This window comes from Bacillus cereus group sp. MYBK216-1 (assembly GCF_051916495.1).
Classification (GTDB): domain Bacteria; phylum Bacillota; class Bacilli; order Bacillales; family Bacillaceae_G; genus Bacillus_A; species Bacillus_A thuringiensis_K.
Genome location: NZ_JBQAGT010000007.1, coordinates 130,078 through 144,014, shown reverse-complemented (window position 1 = coordinate 144,014; position 13,937 = coordinate 130,078). Strand labels below are relative to the sequence as shown.

Here is a 13,937-nt window from a genome sequence, read left to right as displayed (position 1 = left end):
TTACGCCTTCTTAAGCAACAAATACATAAAGTAAGGAGCCCCAATTAAAGCAACGACAATACCTGCTGGAATGCCATTAGGATCAACGATATTTCGTCCAATTGTATCTGCTAATAATAATAGCCATCCGCCGATTAAAAGGGCGATAGGCATGAAGATTTGATGTCTTGGACCTACTAAAGATTTCGCGATATGAGGAGCCATTAATCCGATAAAGCTAATTCCTCCTGTTACGGAAACAGCTGCAGCTGCAAGTGCAACGGCTGCAACTAATAAGTACCTGCGTTCTTTTTCAATTTCAATTCCAACGCCGATTGCGACTGGTTCGTTTAATGCTAAAATGTTTAATCGATTTGCTTTATAGAAAATAAATGGAATGAATACGATTAACCATGGGAGCATTGCTAAAACAAAGATCCAGTCATCTCCCCAAATATTTCCGGCAATCCATTTTGAAATAAAGTCTACTTTCATACGATCTGCGGATGAGATAAGGACAATCATCGTTCCAGATAGTGCAAATGCAAAACCGATACCGGTTAATGTTAATCGGATTGGCTGAAGTCCAGTTGATTTACTATATGAAAATACGTAAATTAGAACAGCTGTCAGAAATGCTCCGATAAATCCAACTACAGGTAGTAAGTAAAGAAATGAACCTACATCTATTGGAAAGTATAAAAAGAAAATAGCAACAGCAACACCGGCCCCAGAGTTGATTCCGAGAATACCAGGTTCAGCTAAATCATTTCGAGTAATTCCTTGGAATATAGCCCCTGATAAAGCGAGAGCCATACCAGCTAATAATGTAATGACGATTCTAGGTAGTCTTAAAGAGTATAAAACGAACTCCTCTTTAAAAGTCCCTTTCCCCATTAAGGTTGGGAGTAGTCGATCATAAGATAAAGATGCTGAACCAAGCCCCATTCCAACTACAATGGTTGTGATGATTATTATAAGTAAAGCGAGTATAATAAGACGCTGTTTTCTTAAAATAGATTGCATCATGAGAATGTTTTTCCCCCTTTACGTACAATGAATAGGAAGAATGGTAACCCTACAATCGCAACAATTGCCGCAACTGGTGTTTCGTATGGAGCGTTAATAGTACGTCCGATTGTATCTGCAAGTAGCATAAAGGAAGCTCCAGCAATTGCTGACATTGGTATAACAAATCGGTAATCTGGACCGACAATTGGGCGTACCATGTGAGGTACCATTAAGCCGATAAATGCCATATTTCCAACAAGTGCTACAGATGCACCTGCAAGTAAGATAATAATGATAAATAAAATAGTTTTAATAACAATAATTTTTTGACCTAGTCCAATAGCCACTTCCTCACTGAAACTAAGAACTGTCAATTTTTTTGCTAGTAAGATAGCGATAAAGATACTAATTGAAATGACTGGAATAATAATTTTTAATTGGCTCCAAGTTGTTCCAATTACGCCCCCAGCAGTCCAAAGTGATACATCTTGTGAAATTTTAAAGTAAATGCCGATTCCTTCTGAAATTGCAAGTAGAAATGCGGAAACTGCAGCGCCCGCTAATACAATTCGAAGAGGAGAAAGGCCGCCTTTTTTTACCATACCAATTCCAAATACCATAATTGCGCCAATCGCAGCACCGATAAAGCAAGCTAATGTTAAGTAAAGATAGCTGATGGAAGGGTTGAAAGCAAGTGTCAGTGCAAGCGCAGCATTCGCTCCACCAGATAGCCCTAATAATCCAGGATCTGCAAGTGGATTTCGTGTTAATCCTTGCATAATTGCTCCAGAAACGGCTAATCCAGCTCCTACAAAAATAGCAGCAACTTCACGTGGTAAACGTATTTCTCGAATAATAGATATTTTGTCTCCTTTAGCGGAGGAAGTGAGTGCTAACCATACATCTTTTATCGAAGTATCTGCAGCACCTAATACCATTGCAACGATAAAAATAAGAAAGAATGCAATTAAGCTTAAAATTAGTTTGTATGTAAAAGCTATAGAACGTGGATTTTCATGATCTTTTGTCATTCGTTTCACATCTTTTCTGTTCATAGAATAAAGGAAGAGGAATTCTTAAATTAAGAATTCCTCATGTTTGTATTATTTACCAAGAAAGTTCTTCTTGAAGAAGTCTAGTTGGAAATCTAATGTAAGTGGATCATTGAAATAGAATTCCATCATGTTTGCTTCATATACGCGATTATTTTTTACTGCTGGGATGTTTTTATATGATTCTGTCTCTTGGAATGAGTTATCAGTATCTTTATTTTTACTTACGATTAAGTAATCACCAGCAAATTCAGGTAATACCTCAGTAGATAATGCGTAATAACCTTCTTTTAATGCTTTTTCTTTTACTTTTTCAGGCATTTTTAATTTCATTTCTTGGTACAGAATTTCTGTTCCGCGGCCCCAGTTCTCGCCGTATACATAAAGCTGTTTGTTGAAGTTTTCTACAACAGAAACTGTAGCATCTTCACCGATTTTTGCTTTAATTTCTTTACCAGCTTCTTGTGCACGTTTCTTGAAGTCATCAACCCAAGTTTTTGCTTCTTTTTCTTTGTTTAATAACTTACCGATTTCTAAATGCTGTGTTAAGTAATCAACTTTTCCGTAAGTGTATGTTACAGTAGGAGCGATTTTCTTTAACTTATCGACATTTTTAATATTTGATAAACCGATGATTAAATCTGGATTTAGTTCAGCGATTTTTTCAACATTTTCATCTGATACTTCAGCAACATCTTTAAGTTTGCTATCAAAACGTGGGTTTTGTTTAGACCATGAATCTACCCCAACAAGATTTACACCTAATGACATTACGTTACCAGCGAATGATGATAATACAACAACGCGTTTTGGATTTGCAGGAACTTCTACTTTACCATTTTCAGATTGGTATGTAATTTTTTCTGATTTACTACCTTTTGCATCGTTCTTTTTGTCTGTAGAGCTATTGCTACAAGCGCTCATAACAAGAACGAAAAGAACTGTTAGTGAAATAAATAACTTTTTCATCGTCTTTCTCCTTTAACATAGATGATATGTGTATACAATAATTTGTTTAACTGTAATCTTTTTGAAAGAGTAGTGGTAAAGCAAAATAATTTATTAAAAATCTTGAATATGAGATTTTATAATATAGTATTAACCATATTAATGAAAGAAGATGTAATCTCAAATTTGCTAATTATTAACAAAATGATAATGATTATCACTATTGATTCTTTAAATAATATAATTTTATATAGGTGTATTGTCAATAGTAATTTTGATTGTAAATTTTGCGGAAACAGGTTATATTTTATTGAGAATGATAATCAATGATTAGTAGCTGAGGAGTGAGCACGAATGAATCGAGAAGAATTGTTTGATGTAACCGTGATAGGTGGAGGACCTGCAGGGCTTTATTCAGCTTTTTATAGTGGACTCAGAGAAATGAGAACGAAAATAATAGAATTTCAACCACATTTAGGTGGAAAAATACATGTGTATCCGGAAAAAATGATTTGGGATGTAGGAGGACTATTGCCAGTTACAGGTGATAAGTTAATTGAACAACTTGTACAGCAAGGGTTAACATTTAAGCCAGAAGTTGTATTAGATACAAAAGTGGAATCAATTATTCGTAATCAAGATGGTACTTTTACATTAAAAACAAGTACTGGGGAAGAACACTTTTCAAAAACAGTTATCGTCGCAACAGGAAGTGGTATATTGAAACCGCAAAAGTTATCTATTGAAGGTGCTGAGCGATTTGAAGTATCGAATTTAAATTATACAGTTAAATCTTTAAAGCGTTTCAAAGGTAAAACAGTTATTATTTCCGGTGGAGGCAATTCTGCTGTTGATTGGGCAAATGAATTGGAACCAATTGCGAAAAAAGTGTATGTAACGTATAGAAAAGAAGAATTATCTGGTCATGAAGCACAAGTAAAACAACTTATGAATAGCTCAGCGGAGTGTTTCTTTAATACATCGATTACAAAATTAATTGCTGGTGATAATCATGAAGCGATCGAATATGTAGAATTAACAAATCATGAAACAGGTGAGATTTCTCATTTACCTATTGATGAAGTTATTATTAATCATGGATATGAACGCGACATTACATTATTGGAAAATAGTGAGTTAGACGTTGCAATTATAGATAATTATTATATTGCAGGTAATGCAAATAGTGAGTCTTCAGTAGATGGATTATATGCTGCTGGAGATATTTTAAAGCACGAAGGGAAACTACACTTAATTGCAGGTGCATTCCAAGATGCTGGAAATGCTGTGAATAAAGCAAAGCAATTTATCCAACCAGATGCAAGTGAGTACGGAATGGTTTCTTCTCATAATGAAGTATTTAAGAAGAGAAATCGCGAACTGATTAAGCAGATGATGAAATAATAAGGAACAAGTATACCCCCACATACTTCTCTATTCAAATGGATGAGAGATGTACGTGGGGGATTTCCTGTTTACTATATTTTCAATCATTATAATGACACCGGTTTCATCAGTTCATATCATATGAACATTTTATTGGTAAAGCATCCTAGAAAACAATTTAGCTATGTTTTGCTTACGCAGAACATGGCTAAATTACGCTGTCCCTTTAGCGCGTTCATTAGGAAATGGCATATTTAGTATAGAAGCAATATACTGTTTTCCATGCATTCGAGCTAATGATTCTAATATTTGGCGAACACGTTTTGTAAGATGACCTTGTTTTTTGATGGCTTCACAATATGCGTCATAGAAAGCATATTTAGCCCAAAGGAAATCATCTTGTTGGAATAAGAAATGATTTTTGTACCATTCACCAATTGTATGATAACAATTGTTTTCATGTATTGCTGTGCTTTGAGAAAGAAAACGATCAGATAAAGATACATTCAAATGAGAAATTGTGTTTTCTGTTTCAACTTGTAGTGTTTTTTCTAACATTGTAATGATGTGACGAGTAGCCATATGTTAACTCTCCTTTGTGTAAATGGGTAATACCATTCTATATTTAAAAAATTCTTACTATATAATACTATACAATATATGGAATGCATCTACCTGCTTTTTGAACTGCATTTACAAAATCTTTTTTATTTGTTTACAAAAATAAAGTAAGATACAGTATAGATGAAAAAATAATAAAGGAATGAACGCATTGTATATAACAGTAGAAGAGACTGCGGAGTATTTGAATTTACCAAAATCGTATATTGAAGAGTTAATTCAGCAAAAGAAAATTCGTGCGCTATTCGATGGAGAGCAATATTTAGTAAATAAAGAACAATTTAATACACATTTAGAACAAATGGAGAAATATAAGCAATTAGTGGAAGAAATATTGAACGAACCAATTCCAGAAGATATGGATGTTAAAGACGAAGATTAAACTATGGGAAATCCCTTATGAAGATATGCAGAAATGTATCTTCATAAGGGATTTTTTGTTTGAAGATATCAAAAATATAAGGAGTTCTTAGCCTTTCTTCAAATTTTGATAGGTAGTAGTCTACCATGTTAAAAGCATATTTTTTTCTAGCTAGGACAAACATAGAGAACGTAACCTGTACAGATACATATACTATCAGTGCAAAAGCTTATAAATTAATGGAAGGGGTTTTCTCGTGAGTATATTTCATTGTGATTTTTTGAAAGACTTAATTTGATCTTTTGTGAGAGTAAACAGGGGTGGTCCAGAATCTCAAAAAGGAACAATAATATCAGTATGTCCGGACTACTTCGTATTGCAGAATGAAAAAGGTGAACTGTATTACTATCAACTTAGTCATCTAAAAAGTATTACAAAAAATGCGAAAGACTGTGGATCAAGTGATTGCGAATGGGAAGATTGCGAATGTGCAGAAGACTTTGAAGCACTACTGCAAACTTTCAAATATTGCTGGGTGAAAATTAATCGCGGTGGTCCAGAGAAAGTGGAAGGCATTTTACAAGATGTTTCTTGTGACTTTGTGACAGTAATTGCAAAAGAAGAAGTTATATTAATTGCAATAAAGCATATTAAAAGCGTTAACTATAATGCATTAGCATGCGGAGAGAGCGATGAGAGCGACGATAGTAGCAGTAAAGAAAGTAGTAGCAATAATTCAGGTCGCGCTCGTGCCCAAAGACAATCAAGTAGAGGAAGATAATAAGAAAGGGGGATACAAAATTGGAGAACGTATTATGCTGTGACCAAATTAAATGTTTAGTTGGTGAGACTGTAAAAGTAAACCTTCGTGGACCAGAAAGTCGAGTAGGTGAGCTCGTATCGTTAGGCAAAGATTATCTAACGTTACAATTACCTCATGGTGAATTAGTGTATTACCAGTTAAAACATGTGAAGAGTCTAGTTAAGAAAGTGAAGGAAAGTAAATGTGGCGATTGCTATAGTTCATGTTTCTGCTCTGATGAGGATACTTTTTTAGATATATTAAAAGACTTGAAGTATAAGTGGGTAAAAATTAATCGTGGCGGTCCAGAGTGTGTGGAAGGTTTATTAAGTGAGGTACACCATGACTGTATTACACTAGTAAACTGTGATGAAGTTATTTATGTAATTAAGTCTCATATTAAGAGTGTGAGCCAAGTAGTTAAATGTAAAAAGAATGAAGATGAATAATGTTTAATAAATAAGAGGGGCATTATGAGGGAAAGAGAAGAACAATTTCTTATTTCGATAGTATGAAAAGGAATTACTTACTATTAAAACAGAACTTTGCCCTGATTATTTTTTTAGAAATGGAAGACAGGTAAGAAGAAATTCATAGGAAGGAGGATATAGATGAATGAGTTAAACAAAAGTATTGGAGAAAATATATATGTTAAATTAATCGGTGAAAAAAGGTTTAAAGGTGTATTAATAGATGTAGGAAATGATATCATTGTTCTTTACAATGGACAAGACTATGTATATATATCTTTATATCATGTACAATACTATAAATTTTTAAGACCATATGACGAAGAAATATTAAAACCAGATGTTGATTCTGTAATTAAGAGAGAATCCCCTTCCATTTCTTTGAGAAAAGTATTAAGTACTTCTAAAGGAATTTTTACAGAAGTTTATGTAGCAGGAAGTGCTCCAATACATGGTTATGTTACAAGTGTGATGAATGATTATATTGTTTTTTATAGTCCGGTTTATAAAACGGTATATATATCTTTAAAACATTTAAAATGGTTAATTCCGTATAAAGAAAACCAAGTGCCGCATGACCTCAATAAAAATGAACTCCCCGTAAATCCGTTAAATATTACGTTAGCTCGAACGTTTGAAGAACAACTTATTAAAATGTCTGGCAAAATCATGGTGTTCGATTTAGGTGAGGAATCTAATAAGATCGGAAAGATGGCGAAGATTGATGAAGGGCATATTGAAATATTAAAAGCACGTGATGCGAAAATGTATGTAAATATTCAACATGTAAAATCTGTCCATTGTCCGTAAGCTAGTTGAAAGGGCTGGCTTTTTCTTTTATATGCAGAAGAAAAGGTCGAGCCTATTTGTTTAGCTCGATTTGAATATGAGGGGAAAAATGAATTGAATATAAATATATTATGGTGTGATTTTTTAAAAAAATTTTGTACTAATTTATAAAGAAATGTGTACGAGCTATCTTTTTATGTATTCAATTTATTTTTTGAGAAGGAGCTGCTCAACTAATTTATTAAAGGAGTTTTGTTGGTGGAGCAGTTTCTAAATCCGTTATCGATTACATTACTTGGTAGTGCTGGTGGAGCAGCAAAAGCAGTTTTAGCAATTTTAAATCAAGCGATAGCAAATGAAAAAGATCCAATTTATGAAGTATTAAAGAATGCCAAATTTCATTTGGTGGATATAAAACAAAAAGATAGGACTTATTATGATGAGTTGTTTTCGAATTTGAAAGGTCAATTATATTTATATGAGATAAACCTTCAAAATGTAGTGGAATTTAAAGAACATTTAAAAGAAAAAAGTACGAGTGTTGTGATTGATGTTTCAGGGGCAGATACAATTAGAGTATTAAGCTGCTGTAATGAATTAGGAATTTGCTATATTAATTCAGCCTTGGAAAATGAAGCAGTAGATCAGGACGACAGCTTAATCGGCTTTCAGCTTACGGAAAGATATACAAGGTTTGAGAAGGAGAAAGAGAAATTTACAAATACAAAAGCGATTATAGGTTCAGGTATGAATCCAGGTGTTGTTCAATGGATGGTTGTTGAGCTTATGAAGGAACGACCAAATGAAAGGCCAAGAGCATGTTATATTGTAGAACATGACACATCATTTTTGAATGATACAGCACTTATAAAGCCACATACACTTTATGCTTCATGGGCAGTAGAGCGATTTTTAGATGAAGCGATCTGGAGTTATCCGATGTATATGAGTCATCATCGTCCTCTTTACTTTTATGAAGATGTATATTCTTCAGAGTATAAAGTGAAGTTAGGAGAAAAAGAATTCTATGGTTGTTTAATGCCACATGAGGAAGTATTAATTTTAGGGAAAAACTTTAATATGGAAGTTGGTTTTCTTTACCGAATTAATGAGTATACAACAAATATAATTAGACAGAACTTAGATCAAGTAGAAGATTTATGGAACTGGAATCGTAAAGTGTTTAATCCAGCGGAAGAAGAGGTTGCTGGAGAGGACTTGGTGGGTGTGTTACTCGTTTATGAAAATAGTGAGACATATATGTATAATGTGATGAATAGTAGCAAAGTTTTTCGTAAATATAAAACGAATGCAACGTATTTTCAGGTAGGGTGCGGGATTTATGCGGGCCTGTCCAGTTTACTTTTAGATCAATTTGAACAAGGTGCTTATTACGTCGAGGAGTTGTTATTAAATACAGAAAGTAAGTACGGTGAGTATTTAAATTTATATATGAAGGATTTTGTAATGGGGCATAATAATTTTACGGATGGATTGTTACATGACAGGGTAAGATGGATGTAAGTTGTTACTAAAAGGAAGGAGAGATCTCCTTCCTTTTAGTATTATAAGGTTAAATATTGCCCTGAAAGCAATTTCATACTTATACTTTAAGGAGAATAACAATGAAAGTTTTTTGTATCGATCAAGGGGAGTTTTTATATGAATAAATACAAGAGCTTGATTTATGAAGAAAGAAGAGCCTTAAAGGTATTTATATTATTATTCTATATTATATTCTTTTTATATGACGCTATATATTATTTTGTATATCCTGCTATGAATATTAGTGGAACAGCGGTAGGTTGGCCAGAAGGTAGTCTTGGGATAGGTGTGCCTATATTTGTAATGGCATTATTACCTATTTCTATATATCTTCAAAAAAGAGGATATGTATATTCTGTAAAATATTTATTTTTATTTGGGTACATGTTTATCAATCTTGTTAATAATTTAATGATTTATTTGCGAACGGATAGACCTTTTGAACATGGCAGTATGGTAGAAATGTTATTAATTTTATTTGCCCCAGTTTTCGTGAATAAAAAATACTTTTATTTAGTGTCCTTTAGTGTAATTGGAAAGTACGTATTTTTCACATTGCTATTACAAGATTTAAAAGTGATAATTCCACTTGTTTTATGTGTATTTTATTTCATTATTTCACATTCTTTATTAAAACGATTTCAATCTTATGTAAGAACAGTGGTTGAAATGATGAACAATATGAAAGAGACGGAAAATTTAGCTGTGATTGGGACTATGTCTACAACAATTGCCCATGAAATTCGAAATCCGTTAACAGCGTTAAAAGGATTTACGCAAATGCAAAAAGAAAGAAATCCAACTGATACGATGAGCTACGACATTATGCTACAAGAAATTGAAAGAGTCAATGGATTTGTTAGTGAATTAATGTTGTTAGGAAAACCAAAGCCAACAAATTATGAAAGGTGTAATATACGAGACATCCTTCTATATGTTGTGCATCTAATGGAAAGTTATGCAATGCAATATAGAGTTAAATGTTATTTACAAGTAGATGGGAATTTACCAACTATAAACGGTAATGATAAGCAATTAAAACAAGTATTATTAAATATCATTAAAAATGGAATAGAATCAATGCCAGAGGGTGGAGAAATCCATATCCGTGCATATCAAAAAACGCAAGGATATTTGTGTATTTCTGTTGAAGACCAAGGATTTGGTATAGAGAATGAGAAGTTAGAAAAAATCGGCAAGGCGTTTTACACAACAAAGGAAACTGGTACAGGACTTGGATTAATGATTACATATAAAATTATTAAGGAACATCAAGGGAGTATCACAATCCAAAGTAGTATAGGAGTAGGAACAAAAGTAGAAATTTTTCTGCCGACCGTTTAATGTATTGGGAGAAAAGATTTTTCAGAAAAGTGTTCTTGTTGTGTAAATATAAACATTTTATAAAATGTTTCAAGAAGGGTTTTTTTTATAAAATACTTCGTTTATAATGGAGGAAAATATCGACATGAGATTGATTGCTCATGTAGCGGTTCAGTAGTGTTATGAAAAGATAAGAAGGGGTGCACGCGCATCCTTTTTTCTATGCAGATATTATGAAAGAGGTGGTATGATGGAATTAACATTAAATTCGACTGTATGTTTACACACGATTCAATTTCGAAAAGAGCAAAAGAATTATATTGTAAAAGATACAATTACAGGAGAAAAATATGAAATGCCGCCACTTTGGATTGATGCATTGGCAATGATGCGTGACGGTTTTTTATTGGGGGAAATTGAGGAGAAATTAAAAGAAGAGTATCCATCCGAAGAAGTGAATATGTTAGCATTCACGAAGCAACTGTTAGAACTAGAACTTGTTGAAATGGTAGATGGGGAAGAAATAGCTTGTACAAAGAAGAAAGAGAAGGATTATTTAGCTTGGTTACGTCCCCATGTTGAGCAATTCTTTCTTAATTTAAATAAAAAAAATAGAAGCAAAGGTCAATGATGATCTTTGCTTTTTTGTATAGTTTGTTTAAAAAATTACAGCGAATGCTCTTGCGAAAGCACCGTCGCTATCTTTAATTTTTAAAGGTGCTGCTGAGAAGAAGAAACGTTTCGTGTGAATGGCATCTAAGTTTGTTAAGTTTTCGATTAAATAAATATTATTCCCAAGTAGTATGTGATGAATTGGTGATGTTTCTGTCGTTACCTCATCAGGAGAAATAAAATCTAAACCGACAGATTTTACTTTTAATTGTACTAGTTCCTCGGCTAATTCTTCAGAAAGATAAAAAGCTTCTTTCTCATACGCCTCTGTATTCCATTTAGTAGATAGATTGGAATGGAAAATAACAATATCTCCTTCTCTTATATCAGCATCGTGCAGTACTTCTTTAGGTAGTTTTCGTTCTTGTACATGAGTTACATCAATAAGAATCGCTTCGCCTACAAATTGATTTAGGGGTAATTGATCGATAGTCGTTGCGCCTGAAATAAAATGCGCAGGAGCATCACAATGCGTGCCAACATGAACGACAGAATGAAAATCTGTAACTTGATAGCCTGATTCTTCAACACTTGTAACAGCTTCTAGTTGTATTTTAGGTGTTCCAGGAAATTGAGACATATTATTTTCAAATGTTTGCGATAAATCAATTACTTTCATTTTACATACCTCCAATATATGTTTTTCAAATAATAAAAAGCTCACCCTTCAATATCAAGAAAGGTGAGCTTTACATGCTAGTTGAATTTTATCTTCCAAAATGCAATGCATTTTGCAGGAATTAGCACCTATTCAGTTTGTATAAACTGAGGTTGCTGGGCTTCAAAGGGCCGGTCCCTCTGCCTCTCTTGATAAAGAAGTATTTAATTTTAAAACCGGAATTTTCCGATAGTTAAATTGTAATTCATTTCCTTTTTGCGTGCAATACAAAATAGGTATTCACCCAAATAAAGCTACGCGCATATTGTAGCTTATGTAAATAGAATGCTGCGAAGGAGTGAGTGCAGTGACAGGAAATGTATTGAATTATTATGCTGGTGGTAATACAGCTAGGGGATTTCATAATTTATATGAAGAGAATTTAAAAGGGTTAGACAGATTATTTATCTTAAAGGGTGGTCCAGGAACGGGGAAATCTTCTTTAATAAAGGCAATCGGTCGTGAATGGGTTGAAAAAGGATATGATATTGAATTTTTACATTGTTCTTCTGACAATAAATCGGTTGATGGTGTAATTATCCCAAAATTAAAAGTAGGAATTGTTGATGGGACATCACCACATGTAATTGAGCCCAAAATGCCAGGAGTTGTTGAAGAGTATATAAATTTAGGAATTGCTTGGGATTCAGATAAACTAAGGAAGCAGAAGTTAGAAATTGAAAGATTTGTTTCAGAAGCAAGCAAAGCTTTTCAGTCTGCTTACGCATGTTTTAAAGAGGCATTGCTTATACATGATGAGTGGGAGAAGATATATATTGATAATATAGATTTTAATAAAGCAAATGAATTAACCGATCAGCTAATCCAGAAATTATTTGCAGATAAAAGCGGGAGACAATCGCTTGTAAAACATCGTTTTTTAGGAGCTGCTACACCGAAAGGAGCAGTTGATTTTGTTCCTAATTTAACAGAAGGGTTACCATATCGTTATTTTATAAAAGGGCGCCCAGGCTCTGGAAAATCAACGATGCTCAAAAAGTTAGCTAGGGCAGCTGAAGAAAAAGGGTTTGAAGTTGAAGTATATCATTGCGGATTTGATCCGAATAGTCTTGATATGGTTATCGTAAGAGAATTAGGCTTTGCAATTTTTGATAGCACTGCACCACATGAATATTTTCCAAGTCGCGAGGGTGATGAAATTATTGATATGTATGCCCTTATTGTTACCCCAGGGACGGATGAGAAATATGCGAAGGAAATTCGTGATGTTTCCATTCAATATAAAGCAAAAATGAATGAGGCGATGTCTTTCTTAGCAAAAGCAAAATCGGTTCGTGATAAATTAGAACGAATTTATATTGCTGCTATGGATTTTTCAGTAGTAGATGCATATAAAGAGGAGATTCAAAAAGAGTTTGAACGAATTGCTGCTACTGTAATCGAAAAGCAATAATAGAAGTTTCATTGGGCTGTCAGTAATTTCTGACAGTTTTTTTAGTATGTAGTAAAATTGATAGTGTATTGTCGAATTTCCAAGGAAATAATCAAAAAATGGAGATGTTATGAAATGAGAGAGAAAATCGAGTTGGAGTTAGAAAGAATTGAAAAAGAGAATGATGTGAAAATTTTATTTGCGGTGGAATCAGGGAGTCGTGCTTGGGGGTTTCCATCGAAAGATAGCGATTATGATGTTAGGTTTGTTTATATACATCCGGTAGAATGGTATTTATCAATTCATGACAAACGAGATGTAATTGAATATCCAATTAGTGATGATTTAGATATAAGTGGTTGGGATATTAGAAAGGCGTTGCAACTATTCGCGAAGTCGAACCCAGCTTTACTTGAGTGGATTCGATCACCAATTTTTTATTCGAAAAACTCTAATTTTCCAGAACTACTTCAACAGATGAGTGAGAAGAATTTTGATCCAAAAGCAACGATATATCATTATTTACATATGGCTTCGAAAAATTATCGTGAATTTTTGCAAGGTGAGAATGTAAAGCTGAAAAAGTACTTTTATGTATTACGTCCTATTTTAGCTTGTAAGTGGCTAGAAGAGAAAGCAACTTTACCACCTGTAGAATTTGACCGATTGATTACAGAATTATCATTAGAACGTAGCGTATTAGATGAAATTGAAAAGTTGTTAATAAAGAAAAAAGCAGGTACTGAATTAGATGTTGGATTGAAAATTAAGGTGTTGAATCAATTTTTAGAAGAACAAATTCATTACTATGGGCAATACGTGAAAGGTGTTGAAAAGGGGTTAGGGATCGATATTGAGATTTTAAATAAACTATTTCGAGACATGCTGTTTGAAGCATATGAAAAAGAGCACAAGTAAGTTTGTGCT

The 13,937-nt window shown here is 33.4% G+C and carries 15 protein-coding genes and 1 riboswitch; of the genes, 10 read left to right on the top strand and 5 right to left on the bottom strand.

Going from position 1 to position 13,937, the window contains the following annotated elements; translation table 11 throughout:
• From ACTFRH_RS23000 to ACTFRH_RS22990, 3 genes are read right to left on the bottom strand one after another with little or no spacing between them, the layout of a single operon-like run.
• Nucleotides 1–1,008: a FecCD family ABC transporter permease gene (locus ACTFRH_RS23000; RefSeq protein WP_000983739.1), complete on the bottom strand. Its 1,008-nt coding sequence runs from the start codon at nucleotides 1,006–1,008 to the stop codon at nucleotides 1–3.
• On the bottom strand, nucleotides 1,005–2,045 hold the full coding sequence (locus tag ACTFRH_RS22995; RefSeq protein WP_002163833.1) for a FecCD family ABC transporter permease: 1,041 nt from the start codon (nucleotides 2,043–2,045) through the stop codon (nucleotides 1,005–1,007). The genes ACTFRH_RS23000 and ACTFRH_RS22995 overlap by 4 nt, the downstream gene beginning before the upstream one ends.
• Nucleotides 2,046–2,093: 48 nt before the next feature.
• Nucleotides 2,094–3,011, bottom strand: a complete 918-nt coding sequence (locus ACTFRH_RS22990; RefSeq protein WP_000732595.1) for an iron-hydroxamate ABC transporter substrate-binding protein — start codon at nucleotides 3,009–3,011, stop codon at nucleotides 2,094–2,096.
• A 333-nt stretch (nucleotides 3,012–3,344) separates the two neighbouring features.
• Between ACTFRH_RS22990 and ACTFRH_RS22985 the strand changes: the two genes are divergently transcribed.
• Entirely contained in the window at nucleotides 3,345–4,394 is a 1,050-nt protein-coding gene (locus ACTFRH_RS22985) for an NAD(P)/FAD-dependent oxidoreductase (RefSeq protein WP_001078297.1), read from the top strand.
• Between the two features lie 195 nt (nucleotides 4,395–4,589).
• On the opposite strand, the gene ACTFRH_RS22980 is transcribed toward ACTFRH_RS22985, so the two are convergent.
• The gene (locus tag ACTFRH_RS22980; RefSeq protein WP_000235475.1) at nucleotides 4,590–4,958 is read right to left on the bottom strand and encodes a hypothetical protein; all 369 of its coding nucleotides are present in this window, start codon (nucleotides 4,956–4,958) and stop codon (nucleotides 4,590–4,592) included.
• Between the two features lie 181 nt (nucleotides 4,959–5,139).
• Here ACTFRH_RS22980 and ACTFRH_RS22975 point away from each other — a divergent pair, with 181 nt between their 5' ends.
• From ACTFRH_RS22975 to ACTFRH_RS22945, 7 genes are all read left to right on the top strand, one after another.
• A complete protein-coding gene (locus ACTFRH_RS22975; protein ID WP_001998970.1) occupies nucleotides 5,140–5,379 on the top strand; it encodes a helix-turn-helix domain-containing protein in 240 nt (79 codons plus the stop codon).
• Between the two features lie 283 nt (nucleotides 5,380–5,662).
• On the top strand, nucleotides 5,663–6,139 hold the full coding sequence (locus ACTFRH_RS22970; protein WP_003299846.1) for a hypothetical protein: 477 nt from the start codon (nucleotides 5,663–5,665) through the stop codon (nucleotides 6,137–6,139).
• A 20-nt stretch (nucleotides 6,140–6,159) separates the two neighbouring features.
• Nucleotides 6,160–6,609, top strand: a complete 450-nt coding sequence (locus tag ACTFRH_RS22965; RefSeq protein WP_000432506.1) for a hypothetical protein — start codon at nucleotides 6,160–6,162, stop codon at nucleotides 6,607–6,609.
• Nucleotides 6,610–6,771: 162 nt separating this feature from the next.
• On the top strand, nucleotides 6,772–7,440 hold the full coding sequence (locus tag ACTFRH_RS22960) for a DUF2642 domain-containing protein (protein WP_440048833.1): 669 nt from the start codon (nucleotides 6,772–6,774) through the stop codon (nucleotides 7,438–7,440).
• Nucleotides 7,441–7,677: 237 nt separating this feature from the next.
• Nucleotides 7,678–8,943 (top strand): hypothetical protein, encoded by a 1,266-nt coding sequence (locus ACTFRH_RS22955; protein WP_000434668.1) that lies wholly within the window; start codon nucleotides 7,678–7,680, stop codon nucleotides 8,941–8,943.
• Nucleotides 8,944–9,081: 138 nt separating this feature from the next.
• Nucleotides 9,082–10,308, top strand: a complete 1,227-nt coding sequence (locus ACTFRH_RS22950) for an ATP-binding protein (RefSeq protein ID WP_001046111.1) — start codon at nucleotides 9,082–9,084, stop codon at nucleotides 10,306–10,308.
• A 229-nt stretch (nucleotides 10,309–10,537) separates the two neighbouring features.
• The gene (locus tag ACTFRH_RS22945) at nucleotides 10,538–10,918 is read left to right on the top strand and encodes a hypothetical protein (protein WP_000424114.1); all 381 of its coding nucleotides are present in this window, start codon (nucleotides 10,538–10,540) and stop codon (nucleotides 10,916–10,918) included.
• A 27-nt stretch (nucleotides 10,919–10,945) separates the two neighbouring features.
• On the opposite strand, the gene ACTFRH_RS22940 is transcribed toward ACTFRH_RS22945, so the two are convergent.
• A complete protein-coding gene (locus tag ACTFRH_RS22940; RefSeq protein ID WP_000862984.1) occupies nucleotides 10,946–11,578 on the bottom strand; it encodes a cyclase family protein in 633 nt (210 codons plus the stop codon).
• 85 nt (nucleotides 11,579–11,663) lie between these two features.
• Nucleotides 11,664–11,776, bottom strand: a riboswitch (SAM riboswitch).
• Nucleotides 11,777–11,924: 148 nt separating this feature from the next.
• Here ACTFRH_RS22940 and ACTFRH_RS22935 point away from each other — a divergent pair.
• Nucleotides 11,925–13,031, top strand: coding sequence for a PRK06851 family protein (locus ACTFRH_RS22935; RefSeq protein ID WP_000147469.1), 1,107 nt, complete (start codon nucleotides 11,925–11,927; stop codon nucleotides 13,029–13,031).
• A 114-nt stretch (nucleotides 13,032–13,145) separates the two neighbouring features.
• Nucleotides 13,146–13,928: a nucleotidyltransferase domain-containing protein gene (locus ACTFRH_RS22930; protein WP_001208239.1), complete on the top strand. Its 783-nt coding sequence runs from the start codon at nucleotides 13,146–13,148 to the stop codon at nucleotides 13,926–13,928.
• Nucleotides 13,929–13,937 lie beyond the last annotated feature (9 nt).